27 protein-coding genes are annotated in these 22,617 nt (G+C 75.3%); 8 read left to right on the top strand and 19 right to left on the bottom strand.

The features are described from left to right. Window positions 1–241: 241 nt before the first annotated feature. Window positions 242–649 (top strand): VOC family protein, encoded by a 408-nt coding sequence (locus tag ACFYNX_RS11915; protein ID WP_125662445.1) that lies wholly within the window; start codon window positions 242–244, stop codon window positions 647–649. A gap of 53 nt (window positions 650–702) precedes the next feature. Next, window positions 703–951 carry a hypothetical protein gene (locus ACFYNX_RS11910; protein ID WP_388660457.1) on the top strand — a complete coding sequence of 83 codons (249 nt, stop codon included), beginning with the start codon at window positions 703–705 and terminating at the stop codon, window positions 949–951. 10 nt (window positions 952–961) lie between these two features. On the opposite strand, the gene ACFYNX_RS11905 is transcribed toward ACFYNX_RS11910, so the two are convergent. Continuing rightward, a complete protein-coding gene (locus ACFYNX_RS11905) occupies window positions 962–2,215 on the bottom strand; it encodes a beta-ketoacyl-[acyl-carrier-protein] synthase family protein (protein WP_388660454.1) in 1,254 nt (417 codons plus the stop codon). A 66-nt stretch (window positions 2,216–2,281) separates the two neighbouring features. Between ACFYNX_RS11905 and ACFYNX_RS11900 the strand changes: the two genes are divergently transcribed. Beyond that, window positions 2,282–2,971, top strand: coding sequence for a TetR/AcrR family transcriptional regulator C-terminal domain-containing protein (locus ACFYNX_RS11900; protein WP_388660452.1), 690 nt, complete (start codon window positions 2,282–2,284; stop codon window positions 2,969–2,971). Between the two features lie 74 nt (window positions 2,972–3,045). Here the strand turns inward: ACFYNX_RS11900 and ACFYNX_RS11895 are convergent, their stop codons facing one another. Continuing rightward, window positions 3,046–4,056: a DNA topoisomerase IB gene (locus ACFYNX_RS11895; RefSeq protein ID WP_388660449.1), complete on the bottom strand. Its 1,011-nt coding sequence runs from the start codon at window positions 4,054–4,056 to the stop codon at window positions 3,046–3,048. A gap of 161 nt (window positions 4,057–4,217) precedes the next feature. Between ACFYNX_RS11895 and ACFYNX_RS11890 the strand changes: the two genes are divergently transcribed. Beyond that, a complete protein-coding gene (locus ACFYNX_RS11890) occupies window positions 4,218–4,469 on the top strand; it encodes a BON domain-containing protein (protein ID WP_125662437.1) in 252 nt (83 codons plus the stop codon). After that, the gene (locus ACFYNX_RS11885; protein ID WP_388660446.1) at window positions 4,466–5,293 is read left to right on the top strand and encodes a metallophosphoesterase; all 828 of its coding nucleotides are present in this window, start codon (window positions 4,466–4,468) and stop codon (window positions 5,291–5,293) included. The genes ACFYNX_RS11890 and ACFYNX_RS11885 overlap by 4 nt, the downstream gene beginning before the upstream one ends. Window positions 5,294–5,377: 84 nt before the next feature. Here ACFYNX_RS11885 and ACFYNX_RS11880 read toward each other — a convergent pair whose 3' ends face one another. Beyond that, window positions 5,378–6,253: an SDR family oxidoreductase gene (locus ACFYNX_RS11880; protein WP_388660443.1), complete on the bottom strand. Its 876-nt coding sequence runs from the start codon at window positions 6,251–6,253 to the stop codon at window positions 5,378–5,380. Between the two features lie 168 nt (window positions 6,254–6,421). Here ACFYNX_RS11880 and ACFYNX_RS11875 point away from each other — a divergent pair, with 168 nt between their 5' ends. Beyond that, window positions 6,422–6,790, top strand: a complete 369-nt coding sequence (locus ACFYNX_RS11875) for a PRC-barrel domain-containing protein (protein WP_365547859.1) — start codon at window positions 6,422–6,424, stop codon at window positions 6,788–6,790. 93 nt (window positions 6,791–6,883) lie between these two features. Here the strand turns inward: ACFYNX_RS11875 and ACFYNX_RS11870 are convergent, their stop codons facing one another. The 16 genes from ACFYNX_RS11870 to ACFYNX_RS11795 form a co-directional block, all read right to left on the bottom strand. Then, window positions 6,884–7,171: a WhiB family transcriptional regulator gene (locus tag ACFYNX_RS11870; protein WP_125662426.1), complete on the bottom strand. Its 288-nt coding sequence runs from the start codon at window positions 7,169–7,171 to the stop codon at window positions 6,884–6,886. Window positions 7,172–7,287: 116 nt separating this feature from the next. Further along, window positions 7,288–8,319 (bottom strand): saccharopine dehydrogenase NADP-binding domain-containing protein, encoded by a 1,032-nt coding sequence (locus ACFYNX_RS11865; RefSeq protein WP_388660439.1) that lies wholly within the window; start codon window positions 8,317–8,319, stop codon window positions 7,288–7,290. Between the two features lie 109 nt (window positions 8,320–8,428). Next, complete coding sequence (locus ACFYNX_RS11860) at window positions 8,429–9,526, bottom strand: NUDIX domain-containing protein (RefSeq protein WP_388660437.1); 1,098 nt, start codon at window positions 9,524–9,526, stop codon at window positions 8,429–8,431. A 227-nt stretch (window positions 9,527–9,753) separates the two neighbouring features. Then, the gene (locus tag ACFYNX_RS11855; RefSeq protein WP_388660434.1) at window positions 9,754–11,472 is read right to left on the bottom strand and encodes a PP2C family protein-serine/threonine phosphatase; all 1,719 of its coding nucleotides are present in this window, start codon (window positions 11,470–11,472) and stop codon (window positions 9,754–9,756) included. Between the two features lie 283 nt (window positions 11,473–11,755). Beyond that, the gene (locus tag ACFYNX_RS11850) at window positions 11,756–12,901 is read right to left on the bottom strand and encodes an RNA polymerase sigma factor (protein WP_388660431.1); all 1,146 of its coding nucleotides are present in this window, start codon (window positions 12,899–12,901) and stop codon (window positions 11,756–11,758) included. Then, window positions 12,901–13,317, bottom strand: a complete 417-nt coding sequence (locus ACFYNX_RS11845) for a YciI family protein (RefSeq protein WP_365547873.1) — start codon at window positions 13,315–13,317, stop codon at window positions 12,901–12,903. The genes ACFYNX_RS11850 and ACFYNX_RS11845 overlap by 1 nt, the downstream gene beginning before the upstream one ends. A gap of 187 nt (window positions 13,318–13,504) precedes the next feature. Continuing rightward, window positions 13,505–15,085 (bottom strand): phytoene desaturase family protein, encoded by a 1,581-nt coding sequence (locus ACFYNX_RS11840; RefSeq protein WP_388660428.1) that lies wholly within the window; start codon window positions 15,083–15,085, stop codon window positions 13,505–13,507. After that, the gene (locus ACFYNX_RS11835) at window positions 15,082–15,546 is read right to left on the bottom strand and encodes an SRPBCC family protein (protein ID WP_388660424.1); all 465 of its coding nucleotides are present in this window, start codon (window positions 15,544–15,546) and stop codon (window positions 15,082–15,084) included. The genes ACFYNX_RS11840 and ACFYNX_RS11835 overlap by 4 nt, the downstream gene beginning before the upstream one ends. 61 nt (window positions 15,547–15,607) lie before the next feature. Further along, entirely contained in the window at window positions 15,608–16,627 is a 1,020-nt protein-coding gene (locus ACFYNX_RS11830) for an SDR family NAD(P)-dependent oxidoreductase (RefSeq protein WP_388660421.1), read from the bottom strand. A gap of 76 nt (window positions 16,628–16,703) precedes the next feature. Beyond that, entirely contained in the window at window positions 16,704–17,816 is a 1,113-nt protein-coding gene (locus tag ACFYNX_RS11825; RefSeq protein ID WP_365547883.1) for a YihY/virulence factor BrkB family protein, read from the bottom strand. Window positions 17,817–17,859: 43 nt separating this feature from the next. Next, window positions 17,860–18,105 (bottom strand): hypothetical protein, encoded by a 246-nt coding sequence (locus tag ACFYNX_RS11820; RefSeq protein WP_388660418.1) that lies wholly within the window; start codon window positions 18,103–18,105, stop codon window positions 17,860–17,862. Between the two features lie 176 nt (window positions 18,106–18,281). Next, window positions 18,282–18,680 (bottom strand): hypothetical protein, encoded by a 399-nt coding sequence (locus ACFYNX_RS11815; RefSeq protein ID WP_388660415.1) that lies wholly within the window; start codon window positions 18,678–18,680, stop codon window positions 18,282–18,284. 118 nt (window positions 18,681–18,798) lie between these two features. Further along, entirely contained in the window at window positions 18,799–19,326 is a 528-nt protein-coding gene (locus ACFYNX_RS11810) for an NUDIX hydrolase family protein (protein ID WP_356540579.1), read from the bottom strand. 103 nt (window positions 19,327–19,429) lie between these two features. Continuing rightward, a complete protein-coding gene (locus ACFYNX_RS11805) occupies window positions 19,430–20,002 on the bottom strand; it encodes a DUF2267 domain-containing protein (protein ID WP_388661530.1) in 573 nt (190 codons plus the stop codon). A 148-nt stretch (window positions 20,003–20,150) separates the two neighbouring features. Continuing rightward, window positions 20,151–20,549, bottom strand: a complete 399-nt coding sequence (locus ACFYNX_RS11800; RefSeq protein WP_388661527.1) for a DUF2267 domain-containing protein — start codon at window positions 20,547–20,549, stop codon at window positions 20,151–20,153. Window positions 20,550–20,667: 118 nt separating this feature from the next. After that, window positions 20,668–21,102, bottom strand: coding sequence for an Hsp20/alpha crystallin family protein (locus ACFYNX_RS11795; RefSeq protein WP_125663750.1), 435 nt, complete (start codon window positions 21,100–21,102; stop codon window positions 20,668–20,670). A 132-nt stretch (window positions 21,103–21,234) separates the two neighbouring features. Here ACFYNX_RS11795 and ACFYNX_RS11790 point away from each other — a divergent pair, with 132 nt between their 5' ends. Next, window positions 21,235–21,909 carry a type III effector protein gene (locus ACFYNX_RS11790; RefSeq protein WP_388660412.1) on the top strand — a complete coding sequence of 225 codons (675 nt, stop codon included), beginning with the start codon at window positions 21,235–21,237 and terminating at the stop codon, window positions 21,907–21,909. 56 nt (window positions 21,910–21,965) lie between these two features. Then, window positions 21,966–22,562 (top strand): XRE family transcriptional regulator, encoded by a 597-nt coding sequence (locus ACFYNX_RS11785; protein ID WP_365547898.1) that lies wholly within the window; start codon window positions 21,966–21,968, stop codon window positions 22,560–22,562. Window positions 22,563–22,617: the final 55 nt, after the last annotated feature.

Raw genomic sequence — 22,617 nt, 5'->3', positions numbered from 1 at the left:
GAACCTCCTGTGCTCGTACGTCGTCTGCGGGGTGCTCCGGGGGCGGAACGCCGGGCGGCGGGGCCCGGTCCCGATCGGGTCGCCGCCCACCTCGTGCGACGGCGCCTCCACGGTTTCCGCATACCCCTGATACGGCGGGACACGCGACGCCCCGCCACCCGGCCGCCGCCCGGCCCGATCGGGACCGGCAGGACGCCGACTCCCTTTGCCTGAAAGGGATGTGACGGGGAACAAGCACCGCATGACCGTTTCCAAGACCGGCGTCCTCGTCCTCGACACCACCGATCCCGAGCCCCTCGCCCGCTTCTACGCGGCCCTGCTCGACGCCACCGTCGAACCGAGCCCCGGCGACCCCGACCTGCTGCTGCTCTCCGGCTCCGAGGGCCTCGTCCTCGGCATCCGCCGCGACCCCGGCCAGGCCCCGGCGAGCTGGCCCCGGCCGGACGACGCCCAGCAGGCCCACCTGCTCATCCTCGTGGCGCCCGACGCGCTCGACGAGGCCGAGCGGGAAGCCGTCTCGCTCGGCGCGCGCCCCGTCTCCGCCGACCGGAACGGCAGCCGCCTCGACCGGCGCACCGACACGCGCCGCTACACGGACCCGGCCGGCCACGCCTTCGTGCTCGCCCCCGTCGGCGGCGTTTCCGCCTGACGCCGGGGGGCAGCCGCCCCACGGACCCGCCCGTACGACCGAGGAGGACGACCATGAGCCACCACGAGCGCCGACGCACCCTGCCCGCGGACGCCCCGCCGCGCACCACGCCCTCGGAGGCCGTCGGTGAGAGCGGCGACGTCGAGGCGCGCCGGGAGGCCGAGAAGGCCACGCGGGGCCGCCCGGACGGAGCCGACGACGAGGGCGGCATGGACGCCAAGCGCCAGTCCCCGGGCCTGGGCCGCGAGGAGCAGCGCCGCCCGCACGGCCGCAGGGGCGAGGCCGGGACCGGGGAGAGCTGACCGCGGGAGGTCAGGACCCCGCGCGGGACGTGTGCCGCTCCGCACGGGTGACGACGAGCGAGACGTTCTGCCCGCCGAAGCCGAAGGAGTTGCTGAGCACGGCCTCCTGGGGAACGTCCCGCCGCTCCGTGACCACGTCGAGGTCGACGGCGGGATCGACGCCGGCCGCGGTGAGGTTGCGGGTCGGCGGGACGACGCCGTGCTCCACGCTGAGGACGGCGATGAGCGCCTCGATCGCGCCGGCGGCGCCGAAGAGGTGGCCGAGCGCCGCCTTGGGAGCGGTCACGGTGGCGCGGCCGAAGACCTTCCCGATCGCGAGCGCCTCGGCGACGTCGCCGACCGGGGTCCCGGTGGCGTGGGCGTTGACGTGGCCGATCCGCCCGGGAGCCAGGCCGGCCTGCGCGAGGGCCTTGCGCATGGCCGCGACCTGGCCGGAGCCGTCGGGCGCGGGTGCCGTGATGTGGTGGGCGTCGGCGGCGATGCCGGCGCCCGCGAGTACCGCGCGCACGCGGGCACCCCGGGCCTCGGCGTGTTCGGCGCTCTCCAGCACCACGACGGCCGCGCCCTCGCCGAGGACGAATCCGTCGCGGTCCGCGGCGAACGGCCGGGAGGCCGAGGCGGGTTCGGCGGTGTGCCGCGACAGCGCCTGCGCCTGGACGAAGCCGGCGACGGTGATCGGGGTGATCGCGGCCTCGGTCCCGCCCGCGATGACCACGTCCGCCTCGCCGGCCCGGATGAGCCGGGCCCCCAGGGCGATCGCCTCGGCGCCGGAGGAGCACGCCGAGACGGGCGTGTAGACCCCGGCCCGCGCGCCGTACTCGATGCTGATCAGCGCCGCCGCCGCGTTGGGCATGAGCATCGGGACCGTGCGGGGCGAGACGCGCCGCACCCCGGACGCCTCCAGGACGTCGTCCTCCCTCAACAGCGTCTGCACGCCCCCGATGCCCGTGCCGATCGCCGACGCGAGCCGGTCCGGGTCCACCCGCGGGGAACCGGCGTCGGCCCAGGCCTCGGCCGCCGCGGTGAGGGCCGCCTGCTGCGAGCGGTCGAGCCGCCTGGCCCGCGCCGGCGGCAGCGACCCGGCGGGGTCGGCCGCCATCGTCCCGGCGACGGTGCCGGGAAGGCCGGTGTCCTCGTGGCCGGGCAGGGCGTCGCCGCGGATGCCGGACTCGCCGGCGAGCAGGGCGTCCCAGGTGGTCGCCACGTCTCCGCCGAGGGGCGTGATCGCGCCGAGTCCGGTCACGACGACTTCGGTCCGGTGCATGTCCTTCACCTTTTCTTGTATGCGATACAAGCGAACGAGGCTTGTTGTATCACATACAATTCGAGGGTGGAGAAGAAGCGAACCGATGCCAGGCCCGCCCCGGCCCGGTCGGCACCGGCCCGGTCGGCGGCACCGGCCCGCTCGCGCGACCGCGGCCGCGCGACGAGACGCCGGCTGATCGAGGAGGCCGCGCGGCTCTGCAAGGAGCGGCCCGGCGCCGAGGTGAGCGTCGCGGAGATCGCGGAGGCGGCGGGAGCCTTCCCCAACCAGGTCACCTACCACTTCGGCTCCAAGGACTCGCTGCTCGTGCACGCCGCCTTCCTCGGCCTGCTGCACGACGCCCGGCGGATCGAGCGCCTCGGCCGCCAGGCCCCCGACGCGGCGACGTTCCGGCGCAACATCGCCCGCGCCGTCCTCGCCATGCCCTCGCTGCCCCCGGTCGCGCGGGCGCTCGCCGCCGGGATCTCCAAGCCCGAACTCGCCCCCGTGGTCGACCGGCACCTCCAGTTGCTCTTCCGGCAGTCCGAGCGCTTCGTGGGCCGGCTCGTCGACACCCGCGGCTGGCGGACCCGCCGGCCGCTCGACGTGGAGGCCAGGACGTTCTGGAGCACCGCGCTCGGCGCGGTGCTCCTCGTCCGCGCCGGCGCGCACGGCACCGTCGCCGACCTCGACCTCGCCGGAGCGCTGACCCTCCACGACGCGTCCGGGGGCGAGCCCGCGTACGACCGGCCCGGTCGGCCGGACCAGGAAGCCTGAGGCCCCGCGCCGGAACGCCGTGACCCGGCGCCCGGCCCTGACGGAAGCGGCCCGCCCCCGCGTGTGCGGCCGGGTCAGCCGAGCAGCCGGAGCACCGCCCGCTCCACCCCGCCCCGCGTGGCCGGATGCCCGAACCCGCCGTCCTCGCCGAGCCGTTCCAGCGCCCCGGCGACGGTGACGCCCTCCTCGAAGCGCTCGACGACGAGCGGGTCGATGTACGAGGCGCGGCAGACCGCCGGAGTGTTGCCGAGGTGGTCGCTGACCTCGCACACGGCCCGCCGGACCGCCTTCGACCGCGCGGTGCGCGACTCCCCGGCCACCGGGGCCGACACCCCCAGCGCGACGGCGGCGAGCACCGTGGCGTGCCAGGTGCGGAAGTCCTTCGCGGTGAGGTCGGCACCGGACCGGTCCCGCAGGTACGCGTTCACCTCCGCCGCCCGCACGTCGTGCCAGGCCCGGCCCTCCCAGTACGCGAAGAGGCGTTCACCGCCGCCGCGCCGCCGGAGCAGCGCCCGGACGACCCCGTACGCCTGCTCGTCCACGAGCGTCCGCGTCTGCCGGAGGCCCGACTTCGCCGGGTAGTCGAGGGACACCTCCCCGCGCGCGCAGCGGACGTGCTCGCGCAGCAGGGTCGTGAGGCCGTGCGAGGAGTTCTCCTTCAGGTAGCGCTCGCCGCCGACCCGGAAGGACCCCAGGTCGAGCAGGCGGACCGTACAGGCGAGCACCCGGTCGCGGCACAGCCCGCGCAGGTCCAGGTCGCGCTCGACCGCCCGCCGCAACCGGGGCAGCCGGCGGGCCACCTCCCGCACGTGCTCGTGCTTCGCCTCCTCCCGCCGGCGCCGGAACTCCTCGTGGTACAGGTACTGCCTGCGGCCCGCCGCGTCCGTCCCCACGGCCTGCACGTGCCCGGTGGGCCACGGGCAGACCCAGACGTCCCGCCACGCGGGCGGGATCGCGAGCGCGACCGCCCTGGCCCGGTCCTCCGCGCCCAGGGGAGCGCCGTCCGCGTCCAGGTACCGGAAGCCCCTGCCGTGGCGGACCCGCCGCCACCCGGGCCGTTCGGGATCACTCGTCCTCAGTCGCACCCCTCCCCACTGCCCCGGCACGGCCCCGCCCACTCCCGGCGGGCCGGGGGAGGAATGGTGCGTACGGGACGGGGGAGACGCGACGGTGGGGGCGGCCGTCCCGCACGGAACGCGCCGCCCCGTCACCCACACCGGCAGGACGAACAGGACGGAGGAGCGCGATGGACACCGGCGGGAACGAGTACCGGATCGCCCGGTTCAGGGAGCGGCTCGCGCGCGAGGACACGGCCGAGCTCGGGGTGCGCGTCGAGGCGCGCGGGACCGCCGTGCTCCTGACGGGCACCGTCCCCACGGCCGTGCACCGGGAGGAGATCCTCCGGCTCGCCGAGACGGAACTGGCCGGCCTCCCCGTCCACGCGGACCTGACGGTCGCCTGCATCGATCCCCCCGAGCGCCCGGAGGAGCTGCTGTGACCGCCCCCGAGAAGCACGAGGACGGAGCCGTCGTCCGGGTGGCGGCCGTCGGCGACATCCATCTGAGCCCGGACTGCCGGGGCCTGCTGCGCCCCTCCTTCGAGACCCTGCCGCTCTGCGCGGACGTCCTCCTCCTCGCCGGGGACCTCACCCGGCACGGGACGGTCTCCGAGGCGGAGGTGGTCGCGGACGAGGTCCGGGACCTCGGCGTCCCCGTGGTGGCGGTCCTCGGCAACCACGACTACCACTCCGACCAGGAGGCGGACATCGCCCGCGTCCTCACCGACGCGGGCGTCGCCGTCCTGGAGGGCGACCGGACGGTCCTGGCGGTGGACGGCGGCCGGCTCGGCATCGCCGGTACGAAGGGATTCTGCGGCGGCTTCGCGGGCCGCAGCGCCGGGGAGTTCGGCGAGCGCGAGATGAAGGACTTCGTCCGCACCACGCGCCGGGCCGCCGAGGGCCTCCACGAGGCCCTGTCCGAGCTGTCCGACTGCGAGGCGCGGATCGCCCTCACCCACTTCTCGCCCGTCCCCGACACGCTCGCGGGCGAACCGGTCGAGATCTACCCCTTCCTGGGCAGCTACCTCCTGGCCGAGGCCATCGACGGGGCCGGCGCCGACCTCGCGGTGCACGGCCACGCCCACATGGGCACCGAGCACGGCATGACGGCGGGCGGGGTGCGCGTCCGCAACGTCGCCCAGCCCGTCATCGGCAAGGCGTTCGCCCTCTACCACCTGCCCCTCACCCGGACGGGGGAGCACCCCGAGGCCCGGGAGGCGCCCGGCCGGGCCGGCCGGCCCCCGGCGGCCGACGCCCCCATGTGACACCGGCCGCGCCACCCCGCACGACGCGGAAGCCGTACGACCCGGAGGTCGTACGGCTTCCGCGTGTCCCCGCCCCCGGGGCCCCTACGGCAGGGGAGTGCCACCGGTCGCGTTGACGATCTCCCCGGTGATGTAGCTCGCCCCGGGCGAGGCGAGGAAGACGTACGCGGGCGCCATCTCCGCCGGCTGGGCGGGGCGCCCCAGGGGCGACTGGCCGCCGAACTCCTTCACGTCCGGCATCGTCGAGGGGATCAGCGGCGTCCACACGGGCCCCGGGGCGACCCCGTTGACGCGGATGCCGCGCTCGGCGAGCAACTGCGCCATGCTGTGGGTGAAGGAGACGATCGCGGCCTTCGTCATCGCGTAGTCGAGGAGGTGCGGGCTCGGCTGGTAGCCCTGCACCGAGGCGGTGTTGATGACGGACCCGCCGCGCGGCATGTGGGGGAGGACCGCGCGGGAGAGCCAGAACATCCCGTACAGGTTGGTCTTCATCACCCGGTCGAACTGCTCCGTGGTGATGGCCTCGATCCCGTCGGGCTGGGACATCTGGTACGCGGCGTTGTTGACGAGGACGTCCACGCGACCCAGCTCGTCCACCGCCCGGTCGATCAGGGCCGCGCACTGCTCCTCGTCACGGACGTCGCACTCGACGGGGACCGCCCTGCGGCCCGCCTCGCGGACCAGGCGCGCCGTCTCCTCCGCCTCCTCCGCCTCCTCCGGGAGGTGGGTGAAGACGACGTCCGCGCCCTCGCGGGCGAACGCCAGGCACACCGCCCTGCCGATCCCGGAGTCACCGCCGGTGACGACCGCCGCCCGGTCGAGGAGCAGGTCGTGGCCCCGGTAGGACTCCTCGCCGTGGTCGGGCCGCGGATCCATCCGCTCGGTCGAACCGGGATGCTCCTGCTGCTGGTCGGGGAACGGGGGGACGGGGTGGTGAGGGGTGTTCTCGCTGGTGTTCATGGGGTTCGGCTACCCGGGGGCCCGGCCCGTATCCCGCTTTCCGGCCGGACAGGAGCCTTCCGGCCGTCCCCCGGGGGCGCGCGAATGGGTCGCGGGGGCCGGGGCAGGCGGAGTCCGGACGCCGGCGGACCGCCGGCCGTCCTTCCCCAGCGGAGGAGTGGGTGACGAATGACCGAGCAAGCGTGGAGCTACCGGTCGACCGCGGGACACCTCGCGGGCGCCGACCTGACCGGCTACAAGGTCGAGGCGTCCGACGGCGCCATCGGGAAGGTGGACAAGCACTCGGACGAGGTCGACGACGCCTATCTGGTCGTGGACACCGGGGTCTGGATCTTCGGCAAGGAGGTCCTGCTGCCGGCGAGCACCGTGACCCGGATCGACCCGGAGGAGCGGAAGGTCTTCGTGGACCGGACCAAGGACCAGATCAAGGACGCTCCGGAGTTCTTCCGCGAGACGCACCTCGACGACCCGGTCTACCGCGAGCAACTGGGCACGTACTACGGCCTGGGCGGACCCTTCGGCGGCCGTCTCGTCTGAGGGAACACGGCAGGAAAGAGGGGCGGGCCCGAACTCATCGAGTTCGGGCCCGCCCCTCATCCGTCCGGCCCCTGCTCCGCCGGACGGTGTCCGCTACGCCGCGGCGGCTCCGCTCCGCAGGACCTGCTCGCGTTCCTGCTCCGTCAGCCCGCCCCAGACTCCGTAGGGCTCCGCCACGCTGAGCGCGTGCTCCAGACAGCGGGTGCGTACGGGGCACGCCGCGCAGACGGCCTTGGCGGCCTCCTCGCGCGCCGCCCGGTCCGGCCCCCGTTCGCCCTCGGGGTGGAAGAACACCTCGGTCCCCACGCCGCGGCACGCTGCCGACATCTGCCAGTTCCACTGGTGCTCCGCCCGCCCGGGCAGATGCGACACCTTGGCCATCCCGGTCGTCCTCCTCGAATCAGTTCGTGAATGCCTCCAATGTCGCGTCTGGCCGCAAAGGCCACCTCGAAACACCCGGGTTCGGAAAACACGTCGCCGCGTTCCGCGCGGGACCTCTAACCGAGCAGTTCGACCGAGAGGTGCGGGGACAGGGCGCGCAGGAAGGCGGGCGCGTCGAAGGCCGCACCGGCGGAGACGACACCGGGCGCCCCGGGCCGGCCGGTGAGGAGGCGGTCCAGCGCCTCCACGACGAGCGGCGCGCTGACGGCGTAGATGTCCCGGCCGCGCGCCACGGCACGCCGCTCCTCGCCGCCGGAGCGCACCACGACGTCGACGAGGAACGTCTGGTCGGACCGCCCGCGCTCGTCGACCGCGGCCGGCGCCGGCGTGTCGGGGGCGGCCAGGTCCCGCGCCGCCTCGGCCGTCATGTAGGTGCGCACCTCGGGAACGGCCAGGTGGCTGGGGACGGTGACGACGTCGGCCATGGTGAACTCCCCGATCACGGACCGGGCCCCCAGCGGCTCGGGGAAGGTCCACTCCAGGGCCGGCGGGGCGTCGTCGCGGTGCTCGATCCTCCCGCCCTCGAACACCACGCGCCGGCCGTCCCTGCGCTCCCGGGAGACCGCGCCCGCCGTGCGGGTCCCGGCGGTCGGGTGCCAGCCGCTCAGTCCGTACGCGACGTGCACCTCGTCGGCCTCCGTCCAGTCGCCCATCGCCGCCGTGACCAGCAGGTCGCCGAGACCGCCGAAGAACGCCATGGCGGGGACCACCGGGACGCCGGCCGCGGCGGCGCGCTCCGCGAAGTGCGCGAACGTGTCGAGGTTGGCCTCGATCTCCGCGGCCACGTCCACGTACGGGATCCCGGCGCGCAGCGCCGCCTCGATCACCGGCGCCGCGGTCGTGGCGAAGGGACCGGCGCAGTTGACCACGGCGTCCGCGGCGGCCAGCGCGCGGTCGAGCGAGACCGGGTCGTCGACCGTCGCCTGCCGTGCGTCGAGCCCCGGCCGGGACTCCGCGAGCGCCCGCAGCCCGCCCTCGTCGCGCCCGGCCAGGACCGGTACGAACCCCCGCTCCAGCAGCTCCGCCACCACGAACCGCCCGGTGTGCCCGTACGCGCCGAACACCGTCACGACCTGCCCCGCACCCATCACGTCTCTCCCGCCGCTCTTGATTGTTCAACTGTGAACCATCTTGGCGGGAGCGGAGGAGCGGCACCAGAACCGGAAGTGCCGTCCCCCGCACACTTTCGGACACGCCCTAGTAGGCGGCGGGTCCGGTGAGTTCGGTGACCGCCTGCCGGGCGGCCCGGGGGACGCCGAGCAGCGCGCGGGCCCGGTGCGCGGCCGCGAGCTGTGCGGCCCCGTGCGGGCCCCAGTCGAGGAGCTCCAGCACCTGCTCCGGGGTGGCCAGGACCCGGACGCGGGCGCGGCCGGTGGCCGGATCGACGGGCGGAGGCCCGAGACGGGTGAGGGCGGCGGCGTACCGGACGAGCGCGTACGGTCCGTCCGGGGCGAGGAGGTGCCCGAGGTACAGGGGCCGGGCGGCCGTGGCCGCGGCCATCGCGTCGGCTTCGCGGACCAGCGTGGCCCGGGGATCGTCGTGGTCCGCAGGTTCGGGCGTCCCGCCGGGCAGGCGGGCCGCGCCCGTCCCGGGATCGAGGAGGACGAGCACCCGCCCGTCCGGGGCGAACAGCCAGCCCCGCGTCTCCCGGACCGGAAGGCCGTCCGGGACGGGGGAGGGGTGGAAGGGACGGTGGTCGTGCTCCCGCGCGCCGCCCAGGGCGCCGGCCCGGTCGAGGACGCCGGGAGCGATCGGGACGCCGTCCTCCAGGAGCGCGGGGCCGCCGCCGTCGATCCGGGCGCGCAGCGCGGACAGGGCGCGGCGGGCGTCGCCCGGGATCATCAGACCGGGCAGGTCGGCGGGCTCCACGAACTCCACGGCCTCGACCTCGTGCCCGGGCAGTCGGATCGCGGCGATCCGCTCCTCGTCCCAGACGCCCCCGTCGTACACGTGCACGATCTCGCCCGGGAACCGCATGACCCCGGGCGCCCCGAACGCGCCGGCGGAGACCCAGTCGACGGCGAGGCCCCGGTCGACGACCGCCGTGACCCCGAGCTCCTCCCACAGCTCCCGGGCGGCGGCCCGGGCGGGCGATTCGCCCTTGTCGACGGCCCCGCCCGGCAGGAGGCGCGAGGGGCGGTAGTCGACGCGCTGGACCAGGACCCGCCCGCGCTCGTCGGTGATCAGCACGGACGTGCCGGCCCACAGCGCGGCGGAGGCGCGCAGGGCCCCGTACTCCTCGTCGGTCATCGACGTGCCGGGAGACCCGTCGGGTGCGGAAGGCGTCGTCGTCATCTCTCTCCGATCGGTGCGGCGCCCCGGAGGGCGGCGAAGACGGGGCCGGGCTGCGGCCGGCGGGGGCGTCACGGGCCGTCCGGGCCGTGGGCACCGTCTCCTTCCCCGGTGGCCCGGCGGGCACACACCCCTTCCCCGGGCCCCCCGACGGACGAGGGGAGCGGGGCGTCACGCCCGGTCCTCCCGCCAGGGAGCGACCCCGCCGCCGTACACGCCGTACCGCGCGCTCAGTCCACCCGGATCCCCAGGACGCACGCGTCGTCCTCGTGGCCCGCGATCCCGGGATCGGCCAGCAGCGCGTCGATCACCTCCCGCGGCTCCAGGAGCGACGAGGCCGCCACCGCGTCCGCCAGCCGCGCGATCCCCACGGTCACGTCCTCGCCCCGGTGCTCGACCATGCCGTCGGTGTAGAGCACCAGCAGGTCGCCCGGGCGCAGCGGCGTCGACGAGGTCTCGTACGCGTATCCCGGCAGCGCGCCGAGGAGCGGACCGCGCTGCTTGGCCTCCAGCGGCTCGGCGCGGCCGTCGCGCAGCAGCAGCGGCGCGGGATGGCCGGCGTCGGCCCAGTGCAGGACCTTCTCGTCGTCGAGGTGACCGACCACCACCGTGGCCGTCTGCCCCGCCGGATCGCTGCACACCAGCTCGTTCAGCCAGGTCGTGATCTCCCCGGCGGACGCGCCCGTCTGCGCCAGGCCCGCCAGGGCGTGCCGCTGCTGCGCCATCCGGGCCACGGCCTCCAGGCCGTGCCCCGACGCGTCGCCGATCGCCACGAGCACCCGTCCGTCCGGCAGCAGCCGGCACTTGTACCAGTCGCCGCCCACCGCCGCGTCGGGCTCGGCCGGCCGGTAGGAGGCCGCCACCGTGAGGCCGACCGCCGCGAGCGCCTCCGAATGCGTCGGGAGGATCGCCTCGCGCAGCGTGTCCGCGATCCTCCGCTCCGCCTCCGTCTGCCGCCGCAGCAGGTCCGTCTCCCGCTCCGTCTCGGCCAGCCGCCGCCGGCTGCGGATCTGCGGCGTGAGGTCGCGGGCCACCAGGTTGAGGGCCCAGGCCCTGCCGTCCGTCCCGGTGGCCGGCCGGCCCAGGAGGTCCAGCGTGCGGACCTCGCCGAGCACCACGAAGCGGATCCGGGTCCAGGCGGGCTCCTCGCCCGCGAGGACCGAGGTGAGGAACTCGGCGAACGCCGTCAGGTCGTCCGGCAGCAGCGCGTCGCACAACTGCTCCAGGGACCACGGCATGCGCACGTCGGCGTGGAGGATCCGGCTGAGCCCCTCCGACCAGGTCACCTTCCCGGAGAGCAGGTCCCAGTTCCCCCACCCCATCGAGGCGATGAACTGCGCGTCGATCGTCATCATCTCGGCCGTGCTCTGCAGGGGCCGCCACGTCACGAGGAGCTGCTCGCCGCACCGGGCGGCGGTGTAGAGCAGTGGGGTCCGGTGGATCCGCCCGAGCCGCTGCTCCGTGTAGTCCACCACCTGCCCGTTCAGGGGCTTGCCGGTGCCCACCACGTCCGTCAGGGCGGCGAGCAGGCCCGAGTCCGCCGCGCCCGGCCGCGCCTCCAGGAAACGCTGTCCGACCTGGTGGTCCGGCTCTTCCAGCCAGTCCGCCGACCGGATGCGGTTGCCGGCGACGATCCGGAAGTCCGGGATGCCGCCCGACTCGTTCCACAGCGGTTCGAGCAGCACGGACGAGGCCGGGATCGCGGCGAGGATCGAACAGGTCCCGCGGGCGCCCGGTTCGTGGCTGCCGCACAGACAGGGCGACGACTCGCCCGTCTCCGCGGAGGGCGGCAGCACCGCCAGGGACCGCACGGGCGACGCCCGGTCGGTGCCGGCCGGCGCGCCCAGCGGACGCTCCGCGTTCCTGCGCACCGCCGCGCGCAGGGAGGTGACCTCGCGGCCGATCATGTCCTTGAGGGCATCGACGCTGTCGGGCAGGGGAAAGCTCATCGTCCGCCTCCGCGAACCGCACGACGTGCCGTTCGCCGCCGAGCACCGGCGGCGCCTCGCTCGACTCCGCCGGCCGTCCGTCCGACGGCGACCCGCACGGCCGCCAGGGCCCCGGCCGCCAGAGGGGCGGCTGCCCATCGCCACCCGATTCATGCACGGGGCCGGACGCGCCAGTGGCCGTCCTGCGGAGCATGGACGGGGGCCGCCGGACAGCCCCGGGAACACCGCACCGCGGCTGCCTCCCGGCCCCGGGGGCATGCCCCCACCAGCGGCTTCGGCGGGCTCAGCGGCCCCGGTCGGTGTTGAGCCGGGCCGCCCGGCGCGTCAGGTGGTCCCGCTCGGCCAGGTTGGGCGCCCTGCGGGCCGCCTCGGCGTACAGCCGGGCCGCCGTCGCCGTGTCACCGGCGCGCTCGTGGAGGTACGCCTCCACCGCCGCGTACCGGGGCAGCGCGCCGTCCAGCGCCGCGAGCTCCGCCAGGCCCGCCCGCGGCCCGTCGGCCTCGCCGACCGCCACCGCGCGGTTGAGCCGGACGACCGGGCTGTCCGTCAGGCGCGCGAGCTCGTCGTACCACTCGACGATCTGCACCCAGTCCGTCTCCTCCGCGGTGGGCGCGTCGGCGTGCAGCGCCGCGACGGCGGCCTGCGCCTGGAACTCGCCCAGCCGGTCGCGGGCGAGGGCCGCCCGGAGGATCCCGACGCCCTCGGCGATCATCCCCGTGTCCCACCGGCCCCGGTCCTGCTCGGCGAGCGGAACCAGGCTGCCGTCGGGCGCGGTCCTGGCCGCGCGCCGGGCGTGGTGGAGCAGCATCAGGGCGAGCAGCCCCGACACCTCCGGATGGTCGATCACGGCCGCGAGCTGCCGGGTGAGCCGGATCGCCTCGGCGGCGAGGTCGACGTCGCCCGAGTACCCCTCGTTGAAGACGAGGTAGAGGACGCGCAGCACGGTGGCCACGTCGCCGGGCCGGTCGAGGCGCGCGCCGGAGACCGTTCGCTTGGCCCGGCTGATGCGCTGCGCCATGGTCGCCTCGGGCACCAGATAGGCCTCGGCGATCTGCCGGGTGGTCAGCCCGCCCACGGCGCGCAGCGTGAGCGCGACCGCCGACGACGGCGTCAACGACGGGTGGGCGCACAGGAAGTAGAGCCGGAGCGTGTCGTCCACGGCGGACACGGGCCCGGGAGCCGGCTCCTCCTCGACGCGGTCCTCGCGCCGGCGGCGGGCGGTGTCCGCCCGGGCCGCGTCGAGGAACTTCCGCCAGGCCACGGTGACCAGCCAGCCCTTCGGATCCCGCGGCGGACCGGCCGGCCAGACGCGGACCGCCTCGACCAGGGCGTCCTGCACGGCGTCCTCGGCCGCCGCGAAGTCGGCTCCGCGGCGGACGAGGATCCCGAGGACACCCGGGACGAGACCCCTGAGCAGGGCTTCGTCCATCAGTGGCACCACTCCGTGGTGGTGGGAGGGGCGGTCAGGAAGGGGCGCACCTCCAGCCACTCGTGGATCGGCTTCCCGCCCGCCCCGGGGGCGGCCGACAGCTCGCCCGCCAGCTCGACGGCGCGCTCGTGGGTGTCGACGTCGATCACCATCCAGCCGGCGATGAGGTCCTTGGTCTCGGCGAACGGGCCGTCGGTGACCGGCGGGCGGCCCTCGCCGTCGTAGCGCACCCACGCCCCCTCCGGGGCGAGCGCCTGGCCGTCGACGAACTCCCCGCTCTCCCGCAGCCGGTCCGCGAAGTCGTTCATGTACCGCATGTGCGCCGAGATCTCCTCCGGGGTCCACTGGTCCATCGGCACGTCGTTGACCGGGTCCGGGGCGCCCCGGTAGTGCTTCAGCAGCAGGTACTTGGCCATCGTGACCTCTCCTCGAAGGGCGTGCGACCCATTGTGGTCGCGTTCACCCCCGGGACGGAGCGGAGTACGGGATCTCGACACCACCGGCCGAGTTTTCCTCGATCCTTCTCGCGGGGCGCGTGAGGGGAGGTGTGCGGGGGGCGCGAGAAGAGGCGGTCCCTCCTCGTGCGGCGCCTCCGGCACCGCCTCAGCGGCGCCGCCGGGGGAGGTGCGGGCCCCTGAGGGCGGCGCGGGCCGCGTTGGCACCGGGGGCCCCGTGGACGCCGCCGCCCGGATGCGCCGTGGCGGAGGCGAGGTAGAGGCCCCGGATCGGGGTGCGCGGCCGCCCGGTGCCCGGCACGGGACGGAAGACGAGCTGCTGGTGCAGGTTGGTGGTGCCCTGGTTGACGGCCCCGCCCACCAGGGCCGGATTGAGCCGCTCCAGGTCGGGCGGCGCCAGCACCCGCCGGGCGCGGACCGTGGCGCGGAACCCGGGCGCCAGGCGCTCGATGCCCGCCTCGACGCGGTCGGCGATCGCCTCCTTCTCGCGCTCGTCCCAGCGCCCGCGGATGCCGTCCTTCCCGGCGTCGGACCGGATGTGCTGCGGGACGTGCGTGTAGCCCCACGCAGACTCCGTACCGGCGGGGGAGCGGCTCGGGTCCGCCGTGGTCATCTGCCCGAGCACGGTGAACGGCACCTCCGGCACCTGCCGCATGGCGATCTGCCCGGCGAACCGGGTGAGCGCGTCCATGCCCTCGGCGACGTGCACGGTCCCGGCGCGCCGCGCGCCCTCGGAGGTCCAGGGGATCGGGCGGTCGAGCGCCCAGTCCACCTTGACCGTGGAGAAGTCCCACTGGAAGCGGCGCAGCTCGGCGCGGAGCCGCGGCGGCAGGTGCTCCTCGCCGACGAGCCGCTCGTACAGCAGGGGCGCCGGGACGTCGGCGAGGACCGCCCGCCGCGCGGGGACCTCGGTGCCGTCCTCGGTGCGGACGGCGACCGCCCGCCCGCCGCGGACCACGACCCGCGCCACGGGGTGGCCGCAGCGCAGCTCGCCGCCCCGGTCGAGCAGCCGCGCCACGAGCGCGTCGGTGAGGCGGCCCGCGCCGCCCACCGGCACGGGGAAGCCGTGGTCCTGACCGAGCATGCTCATGAGCCAGCCGAAGCCGCCGCCGAGGGCCGACTCGGGGCCCAGGTCGGCGTGGAGCGCGTTCCCGGCGATCAGCAGCTTCCCGCCGTCGCCCGCGAAGTTCTCCTCGCCGAAGCGCCGGGCGGGCAGGAGCATCGTGCGCAGCAGCCGCAGCGCGTCGTTCGGACCGGTCCGGGCGAGGAGCCGCGCGCCCGCCCGCACCGGCGGGAACGGGGTGAACAGACAACCGATCAGGTCGTCGGCGACACCGCGCCAGAGCCGGTGCAGCCGCTCCCAGGCCGCGCCGTCGCCCGCGGCGAATCCGGCCGTCGACGCCGCGGTCCCGCGGACGTCGCGTTCGAGGACCGCGCAGCGCCCGTCGGCGAGCGGATGGGCCACGACGGCGGGGGCGTGGCTCCAGCGCAGGCCGTGCCGGTCGAGCGCCAGGTCCCGGATCACCGGCGACGCGGCGGCGAGCGGGTAGAAGGCGCTGAACGTGTCGTGGACGTAGTCGGGGTGGACGCCCCGGTCGCTGCGCACGGCCCCGCCCGGCTCGTCCCGGGCCTCCAGGACGACCACGTGCCATCCGGCGTCGGCGAGGAGGTTGGCCGCCACCAGGCCGTTGGGCCCGGCGCCGATGACCACCGCGTCGGGCGCCGTCACGGCCGGACTCCCCGCCCGCGGCCCGCTTCCCGGGCCCGGGCGACGGCCAGTTCCTCCAGACGCGCCAGCATTCCGCGGTGCCGCCAGCGCGTCAGCGTGTCGACGGCCGTGTTGTGCCAGCGCGCCGCGGGGCCCCGGAGGGGGTGCTCGTCGACGATGACGAGGGTGTCGCCGCCCCACGGCACCAGGCGGAAGGCGATGCGGGCGGAGCCCAGGTCGGTCTTCGCCTCCAGTTCGAGGCGGCGGCCCGGCTCGCAGATCCGGGAGGTGGTGCGGCCCCGGTACGACTTCGGCCCGAGCTTCAGCACGTATCCCAGCTCGGCGCCCGGGGCGGGCCACTCCCCGTCCTCCTCCCACGTGTCGTGGGTGCCGACCACGAACCGCGAGTACAGCCGGCCGTCGCTCAGGACCGACCAGACGTCCTCGGGCGTGGCCTCGACGAGGCGGTTCCACTGTGCCATGGCTGCGATCTCCTCAGAAAGAAAGTCGGGAGGAAGGTCAGGGGGGAGGTCGGTGGAGAGGTCAGGAGGGAAGCCGGAGCGGACGCCGGGAGCGGACGCGGAGGGCACCGGCCACCACTCCGGCCCCGGCGGCCAGGGCGGCGGCCCGGCGCCCCGCCGTACGGAGGCGCGCGTGCCGCCCGCCGGACACCGCCGCGGTGTCCCCGGACGGGTCGTGGAGGATCCCGGCGCTGTCCGGGGCCGTGCCCGGACCGCCGAAGTACGTCTTCTCGGTACGCCGTCGGATCACGCGCCGCACCAGGCCGGGCGCCAGGGCGTGGGCGGCCGGCAGGAGCCGCGCGCCCGGTCCGACGACCACGCGCCGCCGGGGGCGGACCGCCGCGCGCACGACGGCCGCCGCGACCCGCTCGGGGGTGGCGACGGCCGGCAGGGACCGCACGCGACGGCCCGAACGGTTGGCCGCGTGCTGGAAGAAGGGGGTGTCGACGCCGGTCGGAAGGACGGTGCAGACGGCGACCCCGTGGTCCCCGGAGAGCGCCAGCTCCTGGCGCAGCACCTCGTCGAGGGTGATCAGGGCGGCCTTCGAGGCCGCGTAGGGACCCTGGTAGGGCGCCTCGACGGCGCCCCCGAGCAGGGACGAGACGTTGACGATCACGCCCCGGCCCCGGTAGCGCATCGCGGGCAGCGCCGCCCGCAGCCCGTGGAACACGCCCAGGACGTTGACCTCCCACAGCCGCCGCACGTCGTCCGACGGCACCTGGTCGAGGCGGCCCAGGACGCCGACCCCGGCCGCGTTCACCCAGACGTCGATCCGGCCGTACCGGTCGAGCGCCGCCCGGGCCACCCGGGCCGTCGCGGCCTCGTCCGTGACGTCGGCGGGGACGGCCGCCGCCTCGGCCCGGTCGTGCGCGGCCGTGCACTCCCGCGCCACCTCCGCCAGGGCGTCCGCGCTGCGGGCGGTGACGACCAGGCGCGCGCCGCACGCGGCGAACGCCCGTGCCACGGCGCGTCCGATCCCGCTCGACGCGCCCGTGACCACGACGACGGTGCCGGGCACGGGCCCGCGTTCTGCTGTCCTCATGCGTCGCATCTGACCTTTCCCGGAGGGTTCATGCACCCCGGGGCGGTCCATCGGAGCGGGACCGGGACCACCGCCCCTACGCCCGCTTCCCCGGCGCGTCGCCGGGCGACCGCCGCGCCCCGGCGTTCCGCTCGGCCTCCTCGAACCGGCGCACGTCCTCCTCGTCCCAGGCGCGGGTGTCCCGCGGCTCGGTGTACGGCTCCTGGTCCGGCGGCATCCCGCCTAGCACGGCCCGCTGCCGCACCGTCTCGGCGTCGAACTCCAGCCCCAGGAGCAGGGCGAGGTTGCTGATCCAGAGCCAGACCAGGAAGACGATGACGCCGGCCATCGTGCCGTACGTCTTGTTGTACGAGGCGAACTGGCTGACGTACAGCGCGAACCCGGCGGAGGCGAGCATCCAGATCAGCAGGGCCAGGAAACTGCCGGGGGTGATCCACTTCCACCCCTTGACCTTGGCGTTGGGGCTGGCCCCGTACAGCAGCGCGATCATGGCGGACACCAGCAGGACCAGGACCGGCCACTTGGCGATCGACCACACCGTCAGCGCGGTGTCACCGATGCCGAGCGCGGTCCCGGCCTGGCGCGCCAGGGTGCCGGTGAACACCACGATCAGGGCGCTGACGACCGCGAGGACCATCAGGACGGCCGTCATCCCGACCCGTACGGGCAGGAGCTTCCACACCGGGCGGCCCTCCGGCATGTCGTAGACCTGGTTGGCCGCCCTGATGAACGCCCCCACGTAGCCCGACGCCGACCAGAGGGCGAGCACCACGCCGACGATCGCCATGACCGAGCCCGTGCCGGCCTGCCCCTGGAGCTGCTCCACGGCGTTGTTCAGCATGTCGCGGGCCGGGCCGGGGGTGAGCTCCCGCAGGTTCTCCATCACCCGGTCGGTGGTCGACTTCCCGCTGATGCCGAGCAGTGAGAGGAGCACCAGGACGGCCGGGAAGAGGGCCAGGATGCCGTAGTAGGTGAGGGCGGCCGCACGGTCCGTCAGTTCGTCGTCCTTGAACTCCCGCACCGACCCCTTGAGGACCCCGAGCCAGGACCGGCCCTTCAGGTCGGTGGGGGCGTCCGGCGCGCGCCGCTCGACCTCGGGTCCCGGCCCGACCTCCTCGGGCGTCGGCGTCGCGCGCTCCGCGGCCTCGTCGCCGCGTTCTTCGTCTCCTGCGTGGTGAGATGTGACCATGCCCCTGCGGGTGCCCCCGCTCGGCGCGCATAAGCCCACGTCGTCAGGCGGCGTCGGCCCGTCCGGTGTCCACGGTGGTCCCGCTCCCGGACGCGGCTCCGCCCCGGACCGACCGGTGCCGCGCCGGACGGCGCCGGGCGGCCGGGCGGCCGGGGTCCTTCACCAGCCGGAGGTGGCGGCCGGCGTGGCGCGAGGCCTTCGGCGGACTCGTCACCCGGTCCTCGACCCGGTCCATGAGGAACAGCAGCAGTCCCAGCAGGGGGAGCAGCAGGACGGCGATCGCAACCATGGCACACTTCCTCCTCGTCGAACGCGTCGGACTCGCCGAACCGCGTTTCCTCGCTCCCCGTGCGGGTGCCCGGATCGGCGTCCGACGCGCGACGGCTCGTGTGAAGGTTCTGCGACCACCCGAACGGACCGGCCCCTGCTGCCGGGGGGCCGGTCTTCGCCGTCGGCGGGCCCGCGCTAACCGGCGGCCATGTCGGGGCCGGGCAGGAGCGTCTCGTCGAGGTGGTAGCCGAGTCGGTGCAGGCCGCGGGCGACGGAGATCGCCCGCCCGCGCAGTTCGGTGACCTCCGCGGGTTCCCGGGCGCCCCGCGCGGGAGCCGGGTCGGTGCCGGGGTCGGGCGGGGGCGGCGTTGCCGCGAGGACCGCGTCCCACGCCTCGCGGGCGATGCGCTCCGCCGTGGCGTCGTCGATGTGGCGGTCGCCCGGGGCCGCGTCCTCGCCCTCCCGGGAGCCCTCCCGGGCGTCCTCCGGGGCCTTCCCGCCCTGACCCGTACGGCTCAGATAGGACTCGATGGCCGCCCGGGCCGCGCGGACGTCGGCCGATCCGGCCCGGTCCCCTTCCGGTTCTGTCGTCATGGGGGCACCGTAAGCGCGCGGGACCGTCACCGGGGCGGTGCCACGCGGTACTCCGCCCCGGTTCGGACCGGATGCCGTCCCGTCGCGGCCACCGCCCCGCGGGCGCGGCAGGAGGGCCTCAGTAGGTGTGGCCGACGTGTGCGAGGGCCTGCTTGAGGAGGACGCCACGGCCGCCCGGCATCTCGCCCTGCACGGCCGGGGAGGCCGCCTCCTGCGGGCTGAACCAGACGAGGTCGAGGGCGTCCTGACGGGGACGGCAGTCGCCGGTCACCGGCACGATGTAGGCGAGGGACACCGCGTGCTGGCGGGGGTCGTGGTACGGGGTGATGCCCGCCGTGGGGAAGTACTCGGCGACGGTGAAGGGTTGCAGGGAGGCGGGCACCCGGGGCAGGGCCACCGGGCCGAGGTCCTTCTCCAGGTGGCGCAGCAGCGCGTCGCGGACCCGCTCGTGGTGCATGACGCGGCCGGACACCAGGGTGCGGCTGATCGTTCCGTCCGCGCCTATGCGCAGGAGCAGTCCGACGCTGGTGACTTCGCCGCTGTCGTCCACGCGCACGGGCACGGCCTCGACGTACAGGATGGGCATGTGGGCCCTGGCCATTTCCAGGTCGTCCGTGGACAGCCAGCCGGGCGTGGTCTCGGTCATGTCAGACATCGCTTGATCATACTTACCCGGTCGGCTCCGGCGGAATGGGGCGGGACGGCCACACCCCTCGTTCGAGTGACGTTTCCGGCGCCCAGGGGCGTCCCTAGGCGACTCCCCGGTCCGCGAAGGGGCGTGCCGTACGGACCGCGCGGGCCGTACGGGCCGTGCGCGTCGTGCTCCGGGGCGGGCGGAGTTCGGCCTTGCCGAAGAGGAGGGCGTAGCCGGAGGGGAGCTGGTCGACGATGCGGTCGACCAGCGCGGGACCGGCCAGTTGGGCGACGGGGGCGAGGACGGCACCGACGTCCCAGCGGGTGGTGGCGAGGCTGCCGCCGGTGCGCCGGGCCAGGTCCTTGACGAACTCCCAGCCGGTGAGGGGGGTGGTGGCGGGCACCTGGGCGGTGAAGGTCAGGGCCGCCTCGACGGGGAGGCGGGCGGCGAGTTCGACCCGTTCGTCACCGACGAGCTGTCGCCCCAGGGCCGCGAGCACGGCGCTCACGGACTCCTCGGCCCGCTCGCGGGTGGGGTAGGCGCCTTCGTAGCGGACCCGTTCGAGCAGGCCGGAGTAGGAGACCGCGTCGGGTGCCGAGGCCGGGGCCGACGCCGGCGCGGGCCGGGGCGCGGGGGCCGTGAGGGCTGTGGGGGACAGGGGGGTCGTCGTCTCGGTCCGGAGGGTCATGATCGTGTGCATCGCCGTTCTCTTCGGGCCCGGCCCGGCGGGGCCGGGCGGAGCGGACGGTGTCGACGGGGTGGACGGGTGTCGACGGGATGGACTGGTTCGGGCGGGGCGAGGGGGGCCGGTTCGGGCGGGGCGGGGTCGGCCGGGCTCACCGGGAGAGGTGGGGCCGGCCGAAGAGGAGGTCGTAGCCGGGCGGGAGCTGGAGCAGCGTCTGGCCGGTGAGCTCCTCGCCGGCGGCGTCGGCGACGACGCTGAGGACGGCGCTGACGTCCCAGGCCGCGGTCTGCTCGGTGGCTCCCTCGATCCAGGCGGCCGTCGCGCGCACGAAGCGTTCCGGCGAGAGCGGTTCGCGCGCCTGGAGGGGGTTGAGCAGGACGACGGCGAAGGTCTCCGGGAGGCGGGCGGCGAGCGCGGCCCGCACGTCGCCGACCAGATGGGCGCCGAGCAGCGCCAGGACGACGCGGGCGGCCCGCTCGGCCTCCTCGGGCGTGTCGTAGTCACCGCGTTCCCGTACGCGGTCGAGGAACGCGTGCCATCGCGGTCTCATCACGGCCCCTTCCTTCGGGTGGGGAGGCGGAGTGACGGGGAGCGGGAGCGAGGAGAGGTGACGGGGGAGCGGGGGAGGGGAGACGGGCTTCCGTCCCCCGCTCCGGCCTCGCGGCGGTTCAGCCGCTGATCTGCTTGCGGCCGTCGCCGCGGCCGATGGCGATCTTGCGGGGCTTCGCGCGCTCGGCGATCGGGATCCGCAGGGTGAGGACGCCGGCCTCGTAGTCGGCCGTGATCTTCTCGGTGTCGAGGGTGTCGGCGAGCATGAGCTGCCGGGAGAAGACGCCGAGGGGCCGCTCGGACAGCTCCATCTGGACGTCGTCGGCCTTGGGGACGGGCCGGCGCTCGGCCTTGACCGTCAGCATGTTCCGCTCGACGTCGATGTCGATCGCGTCCGTCGACACCCCGGGCAGATCCATGACGATCACATACGCGTCGCCCTCGCGGTAGGCGTCCATCGGGACCGCGGAGGGACGGGACCACGTGCCGCTCGTGCCCAGCATCTGCTGCGTGAGGCGGTCGAGTTCGCGGAACGGGTCGGTGCGCATCAACATCGCGGAACACCTCCAAGTGGGATCAGGCAGTGACTGCCAATGCGCTTCACCTGACACCGTTGTAGCATGTCAACGGATGGACGACAAGTCCATCGTCAACGGAAAGACGACAAGCGGAGAGGATGTGATCCCATGACAGGAGCCGACCTTCCCGTCACCTTCCACGCAGCTCTCACGGCCCTCGCCGCGATGGGCGAAACCGTGCGGAAGGCCCGGTCCGTGGACGCGGCGGGCACGCCGGACGCGTCGGACGCCCCGGGTGGGCAGGGCGACCCTTCGGGAACCTCCTCCGAGGAGGCGCTCGCCGCGCTCCTGCTCCTGCGCGAACTGCGCGAGCAGCTCGCGGGCTGGGAGCCCGGTCTCATCGAGGCCGCGCGCGACGCGGGCGCCAGTTGGGCCGAGCTCGCCCACCCCCTCGGGGTCACCAGCCGGCAGGCGGCCGAGCGCCGCTATCTGCGGGTGCGCCCCGGCAGTCCCGGCGCCACCGGGGAGCAGCGCGTCCAGGCCACCCGCGACCGCCGCGCCGCCGACCGCACCGTCACCACCTGGGCCCGGGGCAACGCCGCCGACCTGCGCCGCCTCGCCGGCCAGATCACCGCCCTCGACACCCTTCCCGACGCCCTCCGGCACGACCTCGGCGAAGCCCTCGCGGACGACGATCCGGCCCTGCTCCTGGAGCCCCTCGCCCGCACCCACCGCCACCTCATCCCCCGCCACCCGGACCTGGCCGAACGGGTCGGCACCCTCGCCCACCGCACCGACGCCCTCCGTGAGGAGAGCGACCAGCGCCGCTCCGGAACCCCGTGACCGTGCCAAGGAAGGATGCCGACCGCTCGTTGCGGTGAGGGCATACGCTGTTGCCCATGAGGCAAGAGGACGAGGATCTGGACGGTCTGGTGCGCAAGCGGATCCGCGCCCTGCGCGTGGCGCAGGGCTGGTCACTGGAGGAGCTGGCCACCCGCGCCCGGCTCAGCCAGTCCTCCCTGAGCCGCATCGAGAACGGTCAGCGCCGCCTGGCCCTCGACCAGTTGGTCGTCCTCGCCCGCGCCCTGGACACCACGCTCGACCAGCTCGTGGAGACCGCCGCCGACGACGTCGTCATCAGCCCGATGATCGACGGCACGCGCGGGCAGATGCGCTGGCCGATCAAGGGCGAGCCGGGCGTGACCGTCATACGCCAGCGGATGACCGACCCGCCGCCGGACAACCCCTCCCGCATGCGCGCGCACCCGGGGCGGGAATGGCTCGTCGTCCTGTCCGGCACCGCGACCCTCCTGCTGGGAAACCGCCGCTTCCGCATCGAGACCGACCAGGCGGCGGAGTTCCCGACGATGATGCCGCACGCGATCGGCGCGGAAGGGGGACCCTGCGAGGTCCTGGGCATCTTCGACCGCGACGCCCGCCGCGGCCACCAGCGCGACAACGGCGACCGCGAGCCCCGGGATCCGCCCGGCCGATGAGGCGGCACGGGCGGCCGCGTCTTGCGCCTCGGGCAGCGGACGGGACGATCTCCTT

The sequence above is a fragment of the Streptomyces sp. NPDC007872 genome, assembly GCF_042868165.1.
In the GTDB taxonomy this organism is placed as follows: Bacteria; Actinomycetota; Actinomycetes; order Streptomycetales; family Streptomycetaceae; genus Streptomyces.
This window is presented reverse-complemented; position numbering and strand designations above follow the sequence as displayed.

Excerpts from the sequence above, each read along its gene's own strand:
- ACFYNX_RS11890 (WP_125662437.1), top strand. The coding sequence starts at position 4,218 with ATGGACACCGGCGGGAACGAGTACCGGATCGCCCGGTTCAGGGAGCGG.
- ACFYNX_RS11835 (WP_388660424.1), bottom strand. The coding sequence starts at position 15,546 with ATGGCACAGTGGAACCGCCTCGTCGAGGCCACGCCCGAGGACGTCTGG.
- ACFYNX_RS11790 (WP_388660412.1), top strand. The coding sequence starts at position 21,235 with ATGACAGGAGCCGACCTTCCCGTCACCTTCCACGCAGCTCTCACGGCC.
- ACFYNX_RS11815 (WP_388660415.1), bottom strand. The coding sequence starts at position 18,680 with ATGACGACAGAACCGGAAGGGGACCGGGCCGGATCGGCCGACGTCCGC.
- ACFYNX_RS11830 (WP_388660421.1), bottom strand. The coding sequence starts at position 16,627 with ATGAGGACAGCAGAACGCGGGCCCGTGCCCGGCACCGTCGTCGTGGTC.
- ACFYNX_RS11820 (WP_388660418.1), bottom strand. The coding sequence starts at position 18,105 with ATGGTTGCGATCGCCGTCCTGCTGCTCCCCCTGCTGGGACTGCTGCTG.
- ACFYNX_RS11800 (WP_388661527.1), bottom strand. The coding sequence starts at position 20,549 with ATGAGACCGCGATGGCACGCGTTCCTCGACCGCGTACGGGAACGCGGT.
- ACFYNX_RS11825 (WP_365547883.1), bottom strand. The coding sequence starts at position 17,816 with ATGGTCACATCTCACCACGCAGGAGACGAAGAACGCGGCGACGAGGCC.
- ACFYNX_RS11805 (WP_388661530.1), bottom strand. The coding sequence starts at position 20,002 with ATGACCCTCCGGACCGAGACGACGACCCCCCTGTCCCCCACAGCCCTC.
- ACFYNX_RS11810 (WP_356540579.1), bottom strand. The coding sequence starts at position 19,326 with ATGACCGAGACCACGCCCGGCTGGCTGTCCACGGACGACCTGGAAATG.
- ACFYNX_RS11795 (WP_125663750.1), bottom strand. The coding sequence starts at position 21,102 with ATGTTGATGCGCACCGACCCGTTCCGCGAACTCGACCGCCTCACGCAG.
- ACFYNX_RS11860 (WP_388660437.1), bottom strand. The coding sequence starts at position 9,526 with ATGACGACGACGCCTTCCGCACCCGACGGGTCTCCCGGCACGTCGATG.
- ACFYNX_RS11855 (WP_388660434.1), bottom strand. The coding sequence starts at position 11,472 with ATGAGCTTTCCCCTGCCCGACAGCGTCGATGCCCTCAAGGACATGATC.
- ACFYNX_RS11870 (WP_125662426.1), bottom strand. The coding sequence starts at position 7,171 with ATGGCCAAGGTGTCGCATCTGCCCGGGCGGGCGGAGCACCAGTGGAAC.
- ACFYNX_RS11850 (WP_388660431.1), bottom strand. The coding sequence starts at position 12,901 with ATGGACGAAGCCCTGCTCAGGGGTCTCGTCCCGGGTGTCCTCGGGATC.
- ACFYNX_RS11875 (WP_365547859.1), top strand. The coding sequence starts at position 6,422 with ATGACCGAGCAAGCGTGGAGCTACCGGTCGACCGCGGGACACCTCGCG.
- ACFYNX_RS11845 (WP_365547873.1), bottom strand. The coding sequence starts at position 13,317 with ATGGCCAAGTACCTGCTGCTGAAGCACTACCGGGGCGCCCCGGACCCG.
- ACFYNX_RS11865 (WP_388660439.1), bottom strand. The coding sequence starts at position 8,319 with ATGGGTGCGGGGCAGGTCGTGACGGTGTTCGGCGCGTACGGGCACACC.
- ACFYNX_RS11915 (WP_125662445.1), top strand. The coding sequence starts at position 242 with ATGACCGTTTCCAAGACCGGCGTCCTCGTCCTCGACACCACCGATCCC.
- ACFYNX_RS11880 (WP_388660443.1), bottom strand. The coding sequence starts at position 6,253 with ATGAACACCAGCGAGAACACCCCTCACCACCCCGTCCCCCCGTTCCCC.
- ACFYNX_RS11785 (WP_365547898.1), top strand. The coding sequence starts at position 21,966 with ATGAGGCAAGAGGACGAGGATCTGGACGGTCTGGTGCGCAAGCGGATC.
- ACFYNX_RS11905 (WP_388660454.1), bottom strand. The coding sequence starts at position 2,215 with ATGCACCGGACCGAAGTCGTCGTGACCGGACTCGGCGCGATCACGCCC.
- ACFYNX_RS11910 (WP_388660457.1), top strand. The coding sequence starts at position 703 with ATGAGCCACCACGAGCGCCGACGCACCCTGCCCGCGGACGCCCCGCCG.